The sequence below is a fragment of the Streptomyces vulcanius genome, assembly GCF_042653945.1.
GTDB lineage: Bacteria > Actinomycetota > Actinomycetes > Streptomycetales > Streptomycetaceae > Streptomyces > Streptomyces mangrovi.
In genome coordinates this window covers 102889-121314 of sequence record NZ_JBHSFK010000003.1, presented here as the reverse complement: position 1 = coordinate 121314, position 18426 = coordinate 102889, and the positions used below count along the sequence as shown (strand labels likewise).

14 protein-coding genes are annotated in these 18426 nt (G+C 71.8%); 11 read left to right on the top strand and 3 right to left on the bottom strand.

Translation table 11 applies throughout. The features are described 5' to 3' along the window. Entirely contained in the window at nt 1–1707 is a 1707-nt protein-coding gene (locus ACFPIH_RS05290; protein WP_381175545.1) for a phosphatidylglycerol lysyltransferase domain-containing protein, read from the top strand. Continuing rightward, nucleotides 1704–2453, top strand: coding sequence for a hypothetical protein (locus tag ACFPIH_RS05285; protein ID WP_381175547.1), 750 nt, complete (start codon nt 1704–1706; stop codon nt 2451–2453). Before ACFPIH_RS05290 ends, ACFPIH_RS05285 begins: the two co-directional genes overlap by 4 nt. Here the strand turns inward: ACFPIH_RS05285 and ACFPIH_RS05280 are convergent. Next, nucleotides 2339–3124, bottom strand: a complete 786-nt coding sequence (locus ACFPIH_RS05280; RefSeq protein ID WP_381175549.1) for a hypothetical protein — start codon at nt 3122–3124, stop codon at nt 2339–2341. The two genes, ACFPIH_RS05285 and ACFPIH_RS05280, sit on opposite strands and share 115 nt — an antisense overlap. A 67-nt stretch (nt 3125–3191) precedes the next feature. Here ACFPIH_RS05280 and ACFPIH_RS05275 point away from each other — a divergent pair, with 67 nt between their 5' ends. Next, nucleotides 3192–3977: an adenosylcobinamide-GDP ribazoletransferase gene (locus ACFPIH_RS05275; RefSeq protein ID WP_381175551.1), complete on the top strand. Its 786-nt coding sequence runs from the start codon at nt 3192–3194 to the stop codon at nt 3975–3977. Here the strand turns inward: ACFPIH_RS05275 and ACFPIH_RS05270 are convergent. After that, complete coding sequence (locus tag ACFPIH_RS05270) at nt 3974–4774, bottom strand: endo alpha-1,4 polygalactosaminidase (RefSeq protein ID WP_381175553.1); 801 nt, start codon at nt 4772–4774, stop codon at nt 3974–3976. The two genes, ACFPIH_RS05275 and ACFPIH_RS05270, sit on opposite strands and share 4 nt — an antisense overlap. 334 nt (nt 4775–5108) lie before the next feature. Here ACFPIH_RS05270 and ACFPIH_RS05265 point away from each other — a divergent pair, with 334 nt between their 5' ends. From ACFPIH_RS05265 to ACFPIH_RS05235, 7 genes are all read left to right on the top strand, one after another. Then, a complete protein-coding gene (locus tag ACFPIH_RS05265) occupies nt 5109–6647 on the top strand; it encodes a leucyl aminopeptidase (protein WP_381175555.1) in 1539 nt (512 codons plus the stop codon). A 280-nt stretch (nt 6648–6927) separates the two neighbouring features. After that, a complete protein-coding gene (lpdA, locus tag ACFPIH_RS05260; protein WP_381175557.1) occupies nt 6928–8316 on the top strand; it encodes a dihydrolipoyl dehydrogenase in 1389 nt (462 codons plus the stop codon). Between the two features lie 69 nt (nt 8317–8385). After that, the gene (gene sucB / locus ACFPIH_RS05255) at nt 8386–10149 is read left to right on the top strand and encodes a 2-oxoglutarate dehydrogenase, E2 component, dihydrolipoamide succinyltransferase (protein WP_385876277.1); all 1764 of its coding nucleotides are present in this window, start codon (nt 8386–8388) and stop codon (nt 10147–10149) included. A gap of 250 nt (nt 10150–10399) precedes the next feature. Further along, complete coding sequence (locus ACFPIH_RS05250) at nt 10400–11023, top strand: GntR family transcriptional regulator (RefSeq protein ID WP_381179913.1); 624 nt, start codon at nt 10400–10402, stop codon at nt 11021–11023. Between the two features lie 271 nt (nt 11024–11294). Beyond that, nucleotides 11295–13997, top strand: a complete 2703-nt coding sequence (gene aceE / locus ACFPIH_RS05245; protein WP_381179910.1) for a pyruvate dehydrogenase (acetyl-transferring), homodimeric type — start codon at nt 11295–11297, stop codon at nt 13995–13997. A 77-nt stretch (nt 13998–14074) separates the two neighbouring features. Beyond that, nucleotides 14075–15076, top strand: a complete 1002-nt coding sequence (locus tag ACFPIH_RS05240) for a helix-turn-helix transcriptional regulator (RefSeq protein WP_381179908.1) — start codon at nt 14075–14077, stop codon at nt 15074–15076. 104 nt (nt 15077–15180) lie between these two features. Continuing rightward, nucleotides 15181–15699, top strand: coding sequence for a DUF4240 domain-containing protein (locus ACFPIH_RS05235; RefSeq protein WP_381179940.1), 519 nt, complete (start codon nt 15181–15183; stop codon nt 15697–15699). On the opposite strand, the gene ACFPIH_RS05230 is transcribed toward ACFPIH_RS05235, so the two are convergent. Further along, a complete protein-coding gene (locus tag ACFPIH_RS05230; protein WP_381179905.1) occupies nt 15689–16528 on the bottom strand; it encodes a M15 family metallopeptidase in 840 nt (279 codons plus the stop codon). The genes ACFPIH_RS05235 and ACFPIH_RS05230 overlap by 11 nt on opposite strands. 177 nt (nt 16529–16705) lie before the next feature. Between ACFPIH_RS05230 and ACFPIH_RS05225 the strand changes: the two genes are divergently transcribed. Beyond that, nucleotides 16706–18415, top strand: coding sequence for a serine/threonine protein kinase (locus ACFPIH_RS05225; RefSeq protein ID WP_381179902.1), 1710 nt, complete (start codon nt 16706–16708; stop codon nt 18413–18415). The last annotated feature ends 11 nt before the right edge of the window (nt 18416–18426 follow it).

Here is an 18426-nt window from a genome sequence, read left to right as displayed (position 1 = left end):
ATGGGACATGCCCGGGTCGCCGCCGCCGTCGCCGTCTGGTACCTGCGTGCCGTCGCGTTCGTCAACTTCCTCAGTGCGGTGTGGGTTTCGCTGGGGCAGGACATGCGGCGGCACAACCAGGAGAACCTCTTCACGCCCTATCTGCTGACGGCCGGTTTCGCCTCCGGGGTGTTCACCGCGTTCCTGGCCGTCACCATGCGGCGGCGCAAGCGGGCCGCGTGGATCCTCAACCTGGGGCTGAGCGGGGCCTTTCTGGGGCTGCTCGCCCTCGCGCTCGCGGTCCTTCCGGAGATCCGGCGGTACCCGCAGAACTGGGTCTCGCTCGCCCTCACCGCCGTCTTCGTCGCCGCGCTGCTCGCCGGGCGCCGGGAGTTCTACGCCAAGGGCGACCGGGCCAATCCACGGCTCGCCGCGGCCGTCGGCGCCGGCGGGCTGCTCGGCGCCTCGCTGCTGGCCGCGCTGCTGGTGACGGTCACCAACCGGGCCGCCGCCCCCGCCGCGTTCTGGGAGCGCTGGCGGTACGGCACGCTCCGGCTGGTCTCCGTCGCCGCCGACGAGTACCGCGTCCCCGGGATCGCGCCGCCCACCTGGGTGGACGTCGCCGTCAACGTGCTGAGCACCGCCCTCGTCCTCGCCGTCCTGTACGCGGCCTTCCGCTCCCGGCGGGCCGTCGACCCGCTGACCGGGGACGACGAGAAGCGGCTGCGGGAGCTGCTGGAGCGGCACGGCGGGCGGGACTCCCTCGGGTACTTCGCGCTGCGCCGGGAGAAGAGCGTGTGCTGGTCGCCGACCGGGAAGGCGGCCGTCGCCTACCGGGTGGTCGGCGGGGTGTCGCTGGCCTCCGGGGATCCGCTCGGGGACCCGGAGGCCTGGCCGGGGGCGATCGTGCCGTGGCTCGCCGAGGCGCGGGCGCACGGCTGGCTGCCTGCGGTGATGGGCGCGAGCGAGGAGGCCGGGACCGTGTACGCGCGGCACGGCCTGGACGCCCTGGAGCTGGGCGACGAGGCGATCGTCGAGGTCGCCGAGTTCACCCTGGAGGGGCGGGCCATGCGGACCGTGCGCCAGGCGTACAACCGGGTCCGCCGGGCCGGGTACACGGTGCGGGTACGGCGGCACGAGGACATCCGCGCCGCCGAGATGGCGGATCTGCTGCGCCGCGCCGACGACTGGCGGGACGGGGCCACCGAGCGCGGGTTCAGCATGGCGCTGGGGCGGCTCGGGGACCCCGAGGACGGGCGCTGTGTGCTGCTGGAGTGCCACGACGCGCACGGTGAACTGCGCGCGCTGCTCTCCTTCGTGCCGTGGGGGCCGCACGGGCTCTCCCTCGACCTGATGCGACGCGACCGGGACTCCGACAACGGCCTGATCGAGTTCATGGTCATCGAACTGCTGCGGCGCGCCCGGGAGATCCGGATCACCCAGGTCTCGCTCAACTTCGCCATGTTCCGCTCGGTCTTCGAACGGGGGGCACGTCTCGGCGCCGGGCCGGTGCTGCGGCTGTGGCGGTCGCTGCTCAGCTTCTTCTCCCGCTGGTGGCAGATCGAGTCGCTGTACCGCGCCAACGCCAAGTACCGGCCCATCTGGGAGCCCAGGTTCCTGCTGTTCGAGAAGACCGCGGACCTGCCCCGCATCGGACTGGCGTCGGCACGGGCGGAGGGGTTCCTGGAGATCCGCGAGATCCGCGGAATCCGCGGGAGCCGCCGGTGAAGCGCCTCGCCCGCCGGGCCGGTGCCGAATGGGGGCCGCTGTACTCGACCGTGCGCGACGCCCTGGCGCTGCGGCGGTGGCGGGCGGTTCCGATGACGCTGGGGGCGGTGGGCCTGACGGCGGTCGCGCAGGTCGTGCAGAACCGGTCCTGGGGGTACCGGCCGGTCCAGGACCTGGGCGCGGTACGGGCGGCCGACCCCCTGTGGCTCGCCCTCCCGCGCACCCCGCTGTCCCTGTTCGTGCCCGCCCTGGACCTGCCGGTGTGGGGTGCGCTCGCGCAGGTCCTGCTCGTGTTCGGGATCGCGGAGATCTGCCTGGGCCGGTGGCGCACCCTGGTGATCTCGTACGCCGCGACCCTCGCCGGCACGCTCTACGCGCGCGTGGGCATCGACCACGGCTGGCTGCCCGCCTCCGACGCCCTGGTGGTCGACACCGGCCCGTCGGCGGCGGTGGTGGGCCTGGCGGTGGTCGTGGGGTGGCGGTACCGGGCGTACGCGACGGCGGGGGCGGTGATCGTCGCCATGGTCGTGGAGGTTGTGCTGAAGAACAACCTGGCGGGCAAGGAGCACCTGGCGGCGATCGCGGCGGTGGGGGCGCTGTGCGGGGCGGCGGAAGTGCGTCGCCGGCGGCTTCAGCGGCGGTCCGCGGCTTCGCTCTCGGCCTTGGCTTCGGCGAGTTCGTCGGTCGTCATGCCGCCCAGCCAGTCCCCCAGCACCCGCCGGGGCCGCGCCCAGCGCCGGTCGTGACGGTAGGCCCGCAGGATCGCCTTCGCGCGGGCCTTCGGCCGGCGGCGGTAGAGGCGGCGGGCCCAGGGCGAGGCCGGTCTGGCCACCCGTACCAGGCCGACCAGTCCCAGGAACGGGATGAACACGCTGAAGACGGCCATCTTGGCCTTGCCCTTGAACAGCACGGCCAGCGAGGAGAGCATGTTCACCACGACGGTCGAGGCGACGGCCCCCCGGTCCTGGAGTTCCTCGTCGCTCATGTCGTTGACGCCGAACGGCGCGGCGCCCACCAGCAGCAGTCCGACGAGAGCGGCGGTCAGCACGACGGCTTCCACGCTCTTGCGTCCCGCTTCCGTCCAGTACACGTCGTCGAGGTGCAGGATCAGCGCGAACTCGTCCAGGACCAGGCCCGTACCGATCCCGAAGACGATCGCGAAGGCGCCCGAGCCGAACCCGTGCCGCCCGCTGGCCACCGCGCCGAAGCCGCCCGCCACGGTCAGCACGACCCCCGGCACCACATGGTGGATGTGCACCCCGCCGGCGGAGCTGATGTTGCCGAAGGGGCCCTTGCCGGCCCGGATGAGCCGGGTGATGACCCGGGTGATCAGGAAGGTGAGCACGAACGCGGTCAGGGCGAGGAGCAGCGGGATCTTGCCCGGTTCCACGATGTTGCGCTGCCACCAGTCGCCCATGTCACCAGTCTCCCGGGGAGCGGGGCGGGCTGCCTCGCGAGCAGGGCGTCCGGGCTACCCTGCCGACGTGTCCCCGCCTGCCCGCCTCCACGGCCTCCGCTTCGCCTTCGGCACCCTGACCGTGCTCCCCGTCGGGGTGAGCCGGTGGGACCGGGAGGCCGCGCGGGGCGGCATGCTGGGCGCCCCGGTGGTCGGGCTGGTCGTCGGGGGCTGTGCGGCCGGCCTCGGGCTGCTGCTGCTGGTTCTCGGCGCGGGCCCGCTGCTCGCCGCCGTCGGCTCCGTCGCCGTACCGGCCGTCCTCACCCGCGGTCTGCACCTCGACGGGCTGGCCGACACCGCGGACGGGCTCGGCAGCGGCAAGCCCGCCGAGGACGCGCTGCGGATCATGAAGCAGTCGGACATCGGGCCGTTCGGGGTGATCACCCTGGTGTTCGCGCTGCTCGCCCAGGCGGCCGCGCTGGCGTCGCTCTACGACGGCTCCTGGGCACGCGGTGCCCTCGCCGCGGTCGTCTCGGCGGTCGCCGCCCGGCTGGCGCTGACCCTGGCGGCCCGCGCCGGAGTGCCGGCCGCCCGTCCGGAGGGGCTGGGGGCCGCGGTCGCGGGCGTGGTGCCGGTGGGGGGCGCGGTGGCCGTGACGGCCGCGTTCACCGTCGGCCTGGCGGCCTGGGGCGGGCTGTCCGGGCCCTACGACGCCGTCCGCACCGCACTCGCGGTCCTCGCCGCGCTGGCCGCCGCCGAACTGCTCCTACGGCACTGTCGGCGGCGCTTCGGCGGGGTCACCGGGGATGTGTTCGGCGGGCTGGCGGAGACGGCGGCGACGACCGCGCTGGTGGCGCTGACCCTGGGGCACTAGCAAGCCCTGCGCCAGGCTCCCAGTTCGTACTTCTTCAGCAGGGAACTCAGCTTCAGACGGCGGGACTCGGCGCAGAAGTCGCCGGTGGGCAGCTCGTACTCGACGTGGAAGACGGCCTTGTCCGCCTCGATGAACGGGGTCAGGTCCGCGCATTCGTCGTACTGGGCGCACTGTTCGTTGACCGCGAAGTCGAAGTCGTCGACGAGGGCGGGGATCTGGTCGAGGTCGTTCTTCAGGCCGACGGACAGGCCCCGGTCGTGGGCTAGGCGGGCGATCAGACGGTTGTAGCGGAGCTGGTCGGCGGCCTTGAGCGGGAAGCCAGTGGTGTTCTTGTAGCCGTCCATGTTGTCGGGCTCGACGGCGTCGAAGCCCTTGTCGCGGCACATGTCGATCCGGGCGGCCATCAGGGGTTCGAGGACGTCGGTCGCGCGGATGTCGAGCCAGCGCTCGCCCTCCCAGCCGTTGCCCTTGCCGATCACCGACCCGGGGAAGTCGCCGGCGTCCGGACGCCAGTCCTCGAAGGCGCCGGTGGAGAGGTAGCAGATCACCTTGCGGCCGTCGCGGTGCAGGGCGGTGACGGTCTTCTCGGACTGGTCGAAACCGTCGATGTCGTACACCGGGACGTCCACGGAGGTGTCGAGGCGACCGCTGAGCTGCCACTGCCAGCCGATGCCGGGGCGCGGTCGCCAGCGGTCCGCCCCCTCCCCCTCCGACCCGGACCTGTCGTCGGGGGCCGTGCCGCAGCCCGCGAGCAGCAGGAGCAGGGACACGGCGGTGAGCAGGGTGCGCGTGTTCATCGGTACACCGTAGGCCTGCTCGCCGAACCGGCCCCGGGCGGTGCCTCTTTGGGCAGCGCCGCGCCCCGGAATCCGACGGGTGTGACCCAGTTCATGGAGTGCGAGGATCCAGAAGTGGCTACGACGCCACCGACAGGTGAACTCGCGTGCATGAGCGAATGCGCAGGCACGCGTACGCTCGTTGCGGGGCTCGTCACACCGGTTCGCCGCGCCGATGTGACCTACCCCTGGTGAGACCGCACCCACGGCCCCGATCCGGGGCCGGCTTCCGGGCCCGGTCGACCCACCCTTTCCGGCCACTGCAACTCCACATCGGAAGCGAGATTTCACCACCGTGACTGCTCTCACTCTCAGCACCGCCGCGGCGCCCGGCCTGCGGGCCGACGCGATCGTGATCGGTGTCGCCAGGGGCCCTGCATCAAGGTCCGGGGACCTCGTCCTCGCCCCTGGCGCCGAAGCCGTCGACCAGGCCTACGACGGCCGGCTCGCCGGTGTTCTGGAAACCCTCGGTGCCTCCGGCGCCGAGGGCGAGGTGACGAAGCTGCCCGCCCCGGCCGGCTTCAAGGCACCGCTCGTGCTCGCGGTGGGCCTGGGCGCGGCGCCCGAGGACGGCGCCTCCCCCGACGCCGAGGCGCTGCGCAGGGCGGCCGGCGTGGCCGCCCGTGCCCTCACCGGCTCCAAGAAGGCCGCCTTCGCCCTGCCCCTGACGGACGCCGGCGACGTCGGCGCGGTCGCCGAGGGCGTGGTCCTTGGCGCGTACTCCTTCGACACCTACAAGGAGAGCCCCAAGGACTCCAAGGCGAAGAACGGCAAGGCGCCGCTCGCCGAGGCCGCCCTGCTCGGCGGGAAGCCGCGCGACGCCGCCCACAAGGCCGCGCTCGCCCGCGCCACCGCCGTCGGCGAGGAGCTCAACCGCGCCCGTGACCTGATCAACATGCCGCCGAACGACCTCAACCCCGAGGCGTTCGCCGCCCTGGCGCAGACCGCGGCCAAGGAGCACGGCATCAAGGTGCAGGTCCTCGACGAGAAGGCCCTCGCCAAGGACGGCTACGGCGGCATCCTGGGCGTCGGCGGCGGCTCCGCCTCGGCCCCGCGCCTGGTGAAGCTGTCGTACACCCCCGCGAACGCGAGCAAGCACCTCGCCTTCGTCGGCAAGGGCATCACCTACGACTCGGGCGGCATCTCGCTGAAGCCGGCCGGGCACAACGAGACGATGAAGTGCGACATGAGCGGCGCGGCGGCGGTCTTCGCCGCCGTGGTCGCCGCCGCGCGGCTGGGCCTGGAGGTCAATGTCACCGGCTGGCTGGCGCTCGCCGAGAACATGCCGTCGGGCACCGCCACCCGCCCCGGTGACGTGCTGCGCATGTACAGCGGCAAGACGGTGGAGGTGCTCAACACCGACGCCGAGGGCCGGCTGGTCCTCGCGGACGCGCTGTGGGCCGCGTCCCAGGAGAAGCCGGACGCGATCGTCGACGTGGCCACCCTCACCGGCGCGATGATGCTGGCGCTGGGCGCCCGCACCTTCGGGATCATGGCCAACGACGACGCGTTCCGCTCCGCGGTGCACGAGGCCGCCGAGGAGGTCGGTGAGCCGGCCTGGCCGATGCCGCTGCCGGAGCACCTGCGCAAGGGGATGGACTCCCCCACCGCCGACATCGCGAACATGGGTGAGCGGATGGGCGGCGGGCTGGTGGCCGGGCTGTTCCTGCGGGAGTTCGTGGGCGAGGGGATCACCTGGGCGCACCTGGACATCGCCGGGCCGGCGTTCAACGAGGGGGGTCCCTTCGGTTACACGCCCAAGGGCGGTACGGGGACGGCTGTGCGGACGCTGGTCCGTCTTGCCGAGCTGACCGCGGCGGGTGAACTGGGCTAGTGCCCTTGGTGCGGGGACTGTGCGCCTGATCACTCGGGTCCGTCCGTTTTGTGGCGGGTGCGGGCCGGGTGTGGTCGGTCGCGCAGTTCCCCGCGCCCCCAGGCAGGCATACGTGGGGCGTCTCACACAGCATCCCCGTGTCTCGTTGGCCTTCGACAAGTGCGAGGATGGGCTCGGCAGGACAGGGCCCCCACCACAGGGCCGAGACTTCAGCGGCCGGACACCAGCCGCCGACCGGTCACTGGAGACCGGCGTGGCGCACATGCATGGAGGACGTGACGTGGCGAACGACGCCAGCACCGTTTTCGACCTAGTGATCCTCGGCGGTGGTAGCGGTGGTTACGCTGCGGCCCTGCGCGGGGCGCAGCTGGGCCTGGACGTCGCCCTGATCGAGAAGGACAAGGTCGGCGGTACCTGCCTGCACCGGGGGTGCATCCCCACCAAGGCCCTGCTGCACGCGGGCGAGATCGCCGACCAGGCCCGCGAGAGCGAGCAGTTCGGCGTCAAGGCCACCTTCGAGGGCATCGACATCGCGGGGGTCCACAAGTACAAGGACGGTGTGATCTCCGGCCTGTACAAGGGCCTGCAGGGGCTTGTCGCCTCCCGCAAGGTGACGTACATCGAGGGTGAGGGGCGGCTGTCGTCCGCGACCTCCGTCGATGTCAACGGCCAGCGGATCCAGGGACGTCACATCCTGCTGGCGACCGGCTCCGTGCCGAAGTCGCTGCCGGGCCTGGAGATCGACGGCAACCGGATCATCTCCTCCGACCACGCCCTCGTCCTGGACCGCGTGCCGAAGTCGGCGATCGTCCTCGGCGGCGGTGTCATCGGCGTGGAGTTCGCCTCCGCGTGGAAGTCCTTCGGCACGGACATCACGATCGTCGAGGGCCTGAAGCATCTCGCCCCGCTCGAGGACGAGAACTCCTCCAAGCTTCTTGAGCGCGCGTTCCGCAAGCGCGGCATCAAGTTCAACCTGGGCACCTTCTTCTCGAAGGCCGAGTACACCGCCGACGGCGTCAAGGTCACCCTGGCCGACGGCAAGGAGTTCGAGGCCGAACTGCTGCTCGTCGCGGTGGGCCGCGGGCCCGTCTCCGCCGGTCTCGGCTACGAGGAGCAGGGCGTCGCGATGGACCGCGGCTATGTCCTGGTCGACGAGTACATGCGGACGAACGTCCCCACCATCTCCGCAGTCGGCGACCTCGTCCCGACCCTCCAGCTCGCGCACGTCGGCTTCGCCGAGGGCATCCTGGTGGCGGAGCGTCTGGCCGGTCTGAAGACCGTCCCGATCGACTACGACGGTGTCCCGCGGGTCACGTACTGCCACCCGGAGGTCGCCTCCGTGGGCATCACCGAGGCCAAGGCCAAGGAGATCTACGGCGCGGACAAGGTCGTCGCTCTGAAGTACAACCTTGCGGGCAACGGCAAGAGCAAGATCCTGAACACCTCGGGCGAGATCAAGCTCGTCCAGGTCAAGGACGGTGCCGTGGTCGGCGTCCACATGGTCGGCGACCGCATGGGCGAGCAGGTCGGCGAGGCCCAGCTGATCTACAACTGGGAAGCGCTGCCGGCCGAGGTCGCCCAGCTCATCCACGCCCACCCGACGCAGAGCGAGGCGCTCGGCGAGGCCCACCTGGCCCTTGCGGGCAAGCCGCTGCACTCGCACGACTGACCCCTCGGTCGACGAAGCGACTCCGCGATGAGCAGAGTCTTCCGCAACTCGTAAGGAGCAACCGAAACCATGGCGGTTTCCGTAACCCTTCCGGCGCTCGGCGAGAGCGTCACCGAGGGCACTGTCACCCGCTGGCTGAAGGCCGAGGGTGAGCGCGTAGAGGCCGACGAGCCGCTGCTCGAGGTGTCGACCGACAAGGTCGACACCGAGATCCCCTCCCCCGCAGCCGGCATCCTGGCCTCCATCAAGGTCGCCGAGGACGAGACGGTCGAGGTCGGCGCCGAGCTGGCCGTCATCGACGACGGCACGGGCGCGCCCGCGGCCGCCCCGGCCCCCGCCGCCGAGCCCGCCGCGGCTCCGGCCCCTGTCGCCGAGGCGCCCGCCGCCCCGGCTCCGGCCCCCGTGGCCGAGGCCCCCGCCGCTCCCGCGGCCCCCGCCGGTGGCGCGTCCGGTACGGACGTGGTCCTGCCGGCGCTCGGCGAGAGCGTCACCGAGGGCACCGTCACCCGCTGGCTGAAGTCGGTCGGCGAGAGCGTCGAGGCCGACGAGCCGCTGCTCGAGGTGTCGACGGACAAGGTCGACACCGAGATCCCGGCGCCCACCTCCGGTGTGCTGCTGGAGATCGTCGTCGGTGAGGACGAGACCGCCGAGGTCGGCGCCAAGCTCGCCGTCATCGGCGCCCCGGGCGCGGCTCCGGCCGCCGCCCCGGCACCGCCAGCCCCGGCACCCGCGCCCGCCGCCCCGGCTCCGGCCCCCGCCGCAGCCCCGGCGCCCGCTCCGGCACCGGCTCCGGCGCCCGCACCGGTCGCTGCCGCTGCGGCCCCGGCGGCCCCGGCGCCCGCGCCGGTCGCTCCGGCTCCGGTCACCCCGGCCGCGCCCGCGGCTCCGGCGGCTCCGGCCGGTGACGACGGTGCGTATGTCACCCCGCTGGTGCGCAAGCTCGCCGCCGAGAACGGTGTCGACCTGGGCGCCGTCAAGGGCACCGGCGTCGGTGGCCGTATCCGCAAGCAGGACGTCATCGCCGCCGCCGAGGCCGCGAAGGCCGCTGCCGCGGCGCCGGCTCCGGCCGCTCCGGCCGCCGCGAAGAAGGCGCCTTCGCTGGAGGCCTCCCCCCTCCGCGGCCAGACCGTCAAGATGCCCCGCATCCGCAAGGTCATCGGCGACAACATGGTCAAGGCGCTGCGCGAGCAGGCCCAGCTGTCGTCGGTCGTCGAGGTCGACGTCACCCGTCTGATGCGGCTGCGTGCCAAGGCGAAGGACTCCTTCGCGGCGCGCGAGGGCGTCAAGCTCTCCCCGATGCCGTTCTTCGTGAAGGCGGCGGCCCAGGCGCTGAAGGCCCACCCGGTCATCAACGCCAAGATCAACGAGGCCGAGGGCACGATCACCTACTTCGACACCGAGAACATCAACATCGCGGTGGACTCGGAGAAGGGCCTGATGACCCCGGTCATCAAGGGCGCCGGCGACCTCAACATCGCCGGGATCGCCAAGGCCACGGCCGAGCTGGCCGGCAAGGTCCGCGGCAACAAGATCACCCCGGACGAGCTGTCCGGCGGAACCTTCACCATCTCCAACACCGGTTCGCGCGGTGCGCTCTTCGACACGATCATCGTGCCGCCGGGCCAGGTCGCGATCCTCGGCATCGGTGCCACGGTCAAGCGTCCGGCCGTCATCGAGACGGAGGAGGGCACGGTCATCGGCGTCCGCGACATGACGTACCTGACCCTGTCCTACGACCACCGCCTGGTCGACGGAGCCGACGCGGCCCGCTACCTCACGTCCGTCAAGGCGATCCTGGAGGCGGGCGAGTTCGAGGTCGAGCTCGGCCTGTAACCCCCTGGGTTTCAGCAACGGGTGCCCCCGTCCGGTTCTCTCCGGGCGGGGGCACCGCCGTTCGTTCGCCCGCCGGCCCTGTGCCTGGCCGGTACCCGTCTTTACAAGCGGCCCCGTCGTGGGCGTGTAAGTCTCGTCTCACCTGCGTCAAAGCGCCCTTGTGCGCCGGTCCGGAAAGCGCTCACGGCCGTATTGTCTAAACGTCAAACGCCCCCGGGGCCGATGGGCGGCCCCTCCCTAAGGAGCCTCCATGACCGCGCCCGTCGTCCACTCGCTGCGCGAACAGATCCGCGAGCACATCGTGGAGGGGATCGTCAGCGGGCGCTGGAAGCCGGGCGAGCGGATCGTGGAGCGGCGGATCGCCACCGAGCTGGAGGTGAGCCAGACGCCGGTGCGGGAGGCGCTGCGTGAGCTGGAGTCGCTTCGGTTGATCGAATCCGCGCCGAACAAGGGCGTACGGGTGCGGAATCTGACCGCCGCCGATCTGGAGGAGAGCTACCCGGTCCGGGCGGGGCTCGAGGCCATCGCGGCGGAGCTGGCGGCGGACAGGCTGGCCGAGGACTGCTCGGCCCTGGAACCGCACGTCGTCGCGCTGTACGAGGCCGACCGGCACTCCGACGGAACCGGCCAGGTGCGGCACACCGTCGGCTTCCACCGCGAGCTGGTGCGGGCCGCCGGGAACTCCGTGCTGCTGCACACCTGGGAGGGCCTCGGCATCGAGGTGTTCACCGCGCTGTCCATCCGCTGGCTGGGGACCGTGCAGCAGTCGTACGCGGAGGAGCACGAGGAGCTGGTGCAGGCGTTCCGGCGGCGGGATCCGAAGATCGCGGACCTGGTGAAGGCCCACGTCCTGGGCTGTGCGCCCCGGGCCTAGCCTCCAGGGGAGCGCCTGTCCGCTCAGACGCGCGCTCACCTGCGAAAACCCCGGCCGCGGCAGTCACCCCGTGCCTCCGCCGAAGGCACCGCGTGCCGACTTTCTCGTATTCGAGAAGTTTTGCCCTCAACCCTTTGATCGATCATCGATCAGGGAGTTACAGTCGCCGACGGGCTTGCACCCAGGCCCACGCCCTGTCCTGCCAAAGACCAAGGGCACCCCCGAACCCTTACCCGTGAGGGAACCCCCTTCGACTGAGGAAGGCGGCGACATGACCGACCCCAACGCCATCCAGCCGAGCGAGCTCGACCAGCTCCCGGACCGCGACCCCGAGGAGACCGCCGAATGGCAGGCCTCCCTGGACGCCGTCGCCAGGGAGGCGGGACCGCATCGCGCCGCCTACCTGATGCGGCGCACGCTGGAGCGTGCCGAGGCGGGCGGCGTCGCGCTGCCGAAGCTCCTCGAGACCGACTACGTCAACACCATCCCCACCGCCGCCGAGCCGTCGGCTCCCGGTGACGAGGAGATGGAGCGCAGAATCACCGCGTGGAACCGGTGGAACGCCGCCGCCATGGTGACCCGGGGCAGCAAACACGGCGTCGGCGGCCACATCGCCACCTTCGCCTCCGCGGCCTGGCTCTACGAGACCGGCTTCAACCACTTCTTCCAGGGCAAGGAGGCCGACGGCTCGGGTGACCAGCTGTACATCCAGGGCCACGCGTCTCCGGGCATCTACGCCCGCGCCTTCCTCGACGGCCGGCTGACCGAGCAGCACCTCGACAACTTCCGCCAGGAGTCCGGCGGCAACGGCCTCCCGTCGTACCCGCACCCGCGTCGCCTGCCCTGGCTGTGGGAGTTCCCGACGGTGTCGATGGGCCTCGGCCCGCTGTCGGCGATCTACCAGGCGCGCTTCAACCGGTATCTGACCAACCGCGGCATCAAGGACGTCTCCGCGTCCCACGTCTGGGCCTTCCTCGGCGACGGCGAGATGGACGAGCCGGAGTCGACCGCCGCACTCGCGCTGGCCTCCCGCGAGGGGCTCGACAACCTGACCTTCGTCATCAACTGCAACCTCCAGCGCCTCGACGGCCCGGTCCGCGCCAACTTCAAGATCGTGCAGGAGCTGGAGGCCCAGTTCCGCGGCGCGGGGTGGAACGTCGTCAAGTCGCTGTGGGGCTCGGCCTGGGACGAGCTGTTCGCGCTCGACACCACCGGCGCGCTGGTCCGCCGGCTGCGCGAGGTGCCGGACGCCCAGGTGCAGACGTACCAGACCCGTGACGCCGCCTACATCCGCCAGGACTTCTTCGGCAAGGACCCGGCGCTCGCCGAGATGGCGAAGCTGCTGAGCGACGACAGGATCCTGGAGTGCTTCCACCTCTCGCGCGGTGGTCACGAGGCGCGCAAGGTCTACGCCGCGTACAAGGCCGCCGTCGAGCACAAGGGCGCGCCGACCGTCATCCTGGCGCAGACCGTCAAGGGCCACACTCTCGGCCAGGGCTTCGCGTCGAAGAACGCCAACCACCAGATGAAGAAGCTGACGGTGGACGAGTTCAAGGCGATGCGGGACCTGCTGGAGCTGCCGATCAAGGACAGCGACTTCACCGACGGTGTCGTGCCCTACGGCCACCCGGGCGCCGACTCCCCCGAGGTGCGCTACCTCCAGGAGCGCCGCGCCGCCCTCGGCGGTCCGGCCCCGGCCCGTCGTACGCACGCGCTCGCCCCGCTGCCCGCGCCCGCCGAGAAGGCCTTCGCCTCCTTCGACAAGGGCTCCGGCTCGCAGAACGTCGCCACCACCATGGCGTTCGTACGGCTCGTCAAGGACCTGGTCCGCGAGAAGGAGACCGGGCAGAGGTGGGTGCCGATCGTCCCGGACGAGGCGCGTACCTTCGGCATGGAGAGCCTGTTCCCGTCCCTCGGGATCTACTCCCCCAAGGGCCAGACGTACGAGCCGGTCGACCGCGACCAGCTGATGTACTACAAGGAGGCCAAGAACGGCCAGATCCTCAACGAGGGGATCACCGAGGCCGGTTCGATGGCCGACTTCATCGCCGCTTCCACCGCGTACTCCACGCACGGCGAGGCGATGATCCCGTTCTACATCTTCTACTCGATGTTCGGCTGGCAGCGCACGGCCGACCAGATGTGGCAGCTCGGCGACCAGCTCGGCCGCGGCTTCCTGGTCGGCGCCACGGCGGGCCGGACCACGCTGACCGGCGAGGGTCTGCAGCACGCCGACGGGCACTCCCCGGTGATCGCCGCGACCAACCCGGCCGCGCTGAGCTACGACCCGGCGTTCGCGTACGAGATCGCGACGATCGTCAAGGACGGTCTGCGCCGGATGTACGGCGAGGCCGCCCCGGGTGAGGACCCGAACGTCTTCTACTACCTCACCGTCTACAACGAGCCGCTGCCGCAGCCCGCGAAGCCGGCCGGGCCCGGCGTCGACGAGGGCATCGTCAAGGGCCTGTACCGCTTCAACACGGCGGAGACGGCCGGGCTCTCCCCGGTGGCCAACGCGCCCCGCATCCAGCTCCTCGGCTCCGGTACGGCGATCCACTGGGTCCTGGAGGCGCAGAAGCTGCTCGCCGAGGAGTGGGGCGTGGCCGCGGACGTCTGGTCGGCCACCTCGTGGACCGAGCTGCGGCGCGACGCGCTGGACGCCGACGCGGCGCTGCTGCGCGGCGAGGAGCGGGTGCCGTATCTGCGGCAGGCGCTGCACGGCGCCGAGGGTCCGGTGCTCGCGGTCACCGACTACATGCGCCAGGTCCCGGACCAGATCGCGCAGTGGGTCGAGCAGGACTGGTCCTCGCTGGGCGCGGACGGCTTCGGCCTCTCCGACACCCGCGCGGCGGCCCGCCGGCACTTCGGGGTCGACGCGCAGTCGGTGGTCGTCGCGGCGCTGGCCCAGCTCGCCCGGCGCGGCGAGGTCAAGGCCACGGCCGTGAAGGAGGCGCGCGAGCGCTACGGCCTGTAGGTAACGGTTCGACGAAGGGGGGTGCGGCGGCTGCCGTACCCCCCTTCGTTGTCGGTGGGTCCCGGCATCATGGCCCCATGCGTGCTGCCCGCCTCATCAAGATGGTGCTCCTCCTGCAATCCCGGCCCACCATGACCGCCGCCGAGCTGGCGCGGGAGCTGGAGGTGTCCGAGCGGACCGTCACCCGGGACGCCCAGGCGCTGTCGGAGGCGGGCGTGCCGGTGTACGCGGAGCGGGGGCGGGCCGGCGGGTACCGGCTGGTGGGCGGCTACCGCACCCGGCTGACCGGGCTGGCACGCGGTGAGGCCGAGGCGCTGTTCCTGAGCGGGGTACCGGGGGCGCTCAGGGAGATGGGTCTGGAGGACGTGGCGTCGGCGGCCCGGCTGAAGGTGTCCGCGGCGCTGCTGCCCTCCGTACGGGACGCCTCACGGACGGCGGCGCAGCGGTTCCATCTGGACGCGCCGGCCTGGTTCCGGGAGCCGGAGCCGCCTGCGCTGCTGACGGCGGTCGCGGACGCGGTGTGGGACGACCGGTCGATCCGGGCGGGCTACCGGCGCGGCAACGAGGTGGTGGAGCGGGAGCTGGCGCCGTACGGGCTCGTGCTCAAGGCGGGCGCCTGGTACCTGTGCGCACGGGTGCGGGACGCCGATGTGTTCCGGACGTACCGCATTGACCGTTTCGTCGAGGTCGAGATCTTGAAGGAACGTTTCAGCAGAGATGAGGAGTTCGACCTGCCGGGGTACTGGCGCGAGCAGGCCGAGCGGTTCGCGCGGTCGATCCTGCGGGCCGACGTCGTCGTACGGCTGTCTCCCGACGGCGTGCGCGGCCTTGTGCACGCCGTGGATCCGGTGGCCGCGCGGGACGCGCTGGCGGGCTCCGGGGAACCGGACGGGCGGGGGTGGGTGACGGTCACCCTGCGGGTGGAGTCGGAGGACGTCGCGCACACCCAGCTCACGGCGCTCGGCGCGCGGGCCGAGGTGGTCTCCCCGGAGTCGCTGCGGAAGCGGTTCGCCGAGGACGCGGCGGCGCTGGCGGCGCTGTACGAGCCGCGCGAGGCATGCGAGGCGGGAGAGTCCTGAGAAGCGGGAGGGACCGGAGAAGCGGGAGAGATGGGAGTGGTGGGGGAAAAACCGCTGTACTCCGCGTGCGTCGAGCCCTCCGAGGCACGATGCTTGGACCCGTGATGGACGAGCTGGAGTTCTGGGAGCTGATGGACGCCTCCCGCGAGGCCGCCGAGGGCGACCCTGAGGAGCAGGCCGACCTGCTCGTGGATCGGCTGCTCGGGCTGGACCCGGAGTCGGTGCTCGACTTCGCCCGGCACTTCGAGTCCCGGTACAACCGCGCGTACACCTGGGACCTGTGGGGCGCGGCATGGGTACTGCTCGACGGGGCGAGCGACGACGCCTTCGACTTCTTCCGGTGTTGGCTGATCGGACAGGGCCGGGAGGTGTTCGAGGGCGCGGTGCACGATCCGGACGCGCTCGCCGAGCTGCTGGACGACTTCGACGAGGAGATCGACGGGGACGGCGAGGAGCTCGGATACGCGGCCGACGAGGCCTACGAGCAGCTCACCGGGGCCGTCGCCCCGGATCTGGGCATTCCGCCCGCGCCGTCCGAACCCGAGGGCACACCCGTCGACTTCGAGAACGAGGGCGCGCTCGCCGAGCGGTTTCCCCGGCTGTGGGGCCGCTTCAAGGGGTGAGCCCTCCGTACGGCGGGCAGGAGTGACTGAGCGACGAGCGGGCCACCGGGAAGTCGAAGTACGTCGACGGGTACGGCTCGGCGGCGTAGGTGAAGTGCCACCACTCCTCCGCCAGGTTCACGAACCCCAGGTTCTCCAACGTGTCCTTCAGCAACAGCCGGTTGGCGTGCTGTGTGCCCACGATGCGCGGGTCCAGGGTGTGCGCGAGGGTGTCGAAGCAGTCGTAACCGGTCCCCATGTCGATGGAGTTGTCGGGGAACCGCTCCGCCGCCGAGGCGTAGCAGGGCACGAGGTTCTCGCCCGGAACGTAGGGGCGGGTGGGGACCGCGGGGAGCTTCACGAGGGTGAGGTCGACCGTACTGCCGCGGCTGTGACCGGACTTCTCGGCGATGTAGCCGTCGGTGAACAGGTCGGACTTGTCGACGCGAGGATAGAACTCCCGCTTCATCCCGTCGTCCGCCAGGTCCTCCGCCCAGCTGACGAAGTGGTCCACCGCCCGCTGCGGCCGGTAGCAGTCGTAGACCTTGAGCGCGTACCCGCGGGCCCGGAACGTCCGCTGTGCCGCGGCCAGCGCCCGGGCGGCGGGTGAGGTGAGGATGCAGAGCGACTCGTCGTATCCGTCGATCTCCTCCCCCACGAAGTTGTGGACGGTGGGGTAGCGCATCTCCTGGATGACCGACGGCGCCACGTCCTTGAGGGCGACGAACCCCGCCGGCGCCTTCGGGTAGTCCGCGTGTGCGGGTGCCGGAAGGGCAACGGCCACCGCGAGGACGGCCGACAACGAGGCGATGACGCCGGTGAGGCGCGTGCGTGCGTTTTTGACAGCCATGGGGCGGTACCCAACACCATCCTGTGCCGATGGGCACCCCGGCACGGGAACGGGGGCACGCAGGACTCGACAACCGTGCCCTGCCGGACAGTTCGCACCGTACGGCAGGGCAGTTCTCGGAGCTGTGGCGGAGAACTGCGTGTAGATTCCGCCGCGGCAGCGGAAAGGAAAGAAACGGTGTCCCACCAAGGACGGCTGATCGCCGGTCGATACCGCGTCCTCGACCGGATCGGCCGGGGCGGTATGGCCGTCGTCTGGCGCGCCCACGACGATCTGCTCGACCGCCAGGTAGCCGTCAAGCGGCTCCATCCGCAGCCGCATCTCGACGACGACGAACTCGCCACCCTCTTCGAGCGCGCCCGCCGCGAGGCCCGCAGCACCGCCAGGATCGTCCACCCCAATGTCGTCGTCGTGCACGATGTCGTGGACGACGAGGGTCTGCCCACGATCGTCATGGAGTACGTGCCCTCCACCAACCTCAACGACCTGGTCGAGGAGCACGGTCCGGTCCCGCCCGAGGAGGCCGCGAGGATCGGCCTGGCCGTGCTCGCCGCGCTGCGGGCGGCGCACCGGGCCGGGATCCTGCACCGGGATGTGAAACCGGCCAATGTGCTGCTCGCCGAGGACGGCCGGGTGGTCCTCACCGATTTCGGTATCGCCCACGCCTCCGAGACCTCACAACTCACGCGTACCGGCCAGTTGGTGGGCTCGGTCGACTTCATCGCCCCCGAGCGCCTCGTCGGCGCCGCTCCGGGCCCGGAGTCCGACCTGTGGGCGCTGGGCGCCACGCTGTTCCAGGCGGTCGACGGCCGCTCACCGTTCCTGCGGGGCTCGGTGACGGAGACGATGTACGCCATCGCCATGGAGCCGGTCCCCGAGGTCCGGAGCGCCGGGCCGCTCGCCCCGCTGATCCGGGGTCTGCTCGCGAGCAAGCCGGCCGACCGGCTGTCGGCCGAGGACGCCGAGCGCCTGCTGCGGACAGCGACGGCTTCGGCCGCCGACCGGGGTTCCGGTTCCGGTGGGGGTTCCTCCGTCGCTCCGGCTCAGGCAGCGAGGCGGAAAGCGAAGCTGAAACCGAAGCCGGGGCCGGACTCGGGGCTCCTGACCGGGGAGACGTCCGCTGTCGGCCTGCCCGGGGAACACACGCACCGTGCCGCGGCCCGGGTGAGGGCACAGCGGCGGCCCTCGGCCCGTTCGAGGAAGCGCGCCGTGCTCGTCGCGGCGGTCGCCACGGCCGTACTGATCGCGATCGCGTTGCTGGTCACCACGGCGATGGAGAAGGACCCCGCGAGCGCCGCCCCGTCGGGCGACCCGGTCCCGGTCGGCGACACCACCGCGCCGCGGACCCCCGGCACGGGGACGGCCTCTCCCGTCTCCTCGCCGTCGGCCTCCCCGGGTTCGGACGCCGCGTCACCGGCGGCGCAGCCCAGCCTGCCGTCGACGACCGGTACCGGGCAGGAGGATGCCGAGGTGCCGGCCGGGGGCGGGAACGTGTCCACGGGGCCGGATGTCGCCCCGACCGGCCGTGCGCTGGTGGTCGACGCCTCGGGGAAGTGCCTGAGCGGCGGCGAGGGGAACGAGGGGACGCAGCTGTTCCAGGCCACGTGCGACGGATCGGCGGCGCAGCGGTGGCAGATCCGATCGGACGGGACGATCCGGTCGTCGGGGAAGTGCATGACCGCGGCCGGAGGGGAGACCGCCGAGCGGACCGAGATCCAGCTGGCCGGCTGCGACGGCGGGGCGAGCCAGGAATTCCGCCTCGTCGGCACGGAGCTGCGGGCCGATCAGTCGCAGAGGTGTGTCGACATCTTCGGGGGTGCGAGCGGAACGGGCGCGGTCCTGTTCGAGTGCAACGGCAGGGACAACCAGACCTGGACGGCTCAATGACCCCCGTCGGT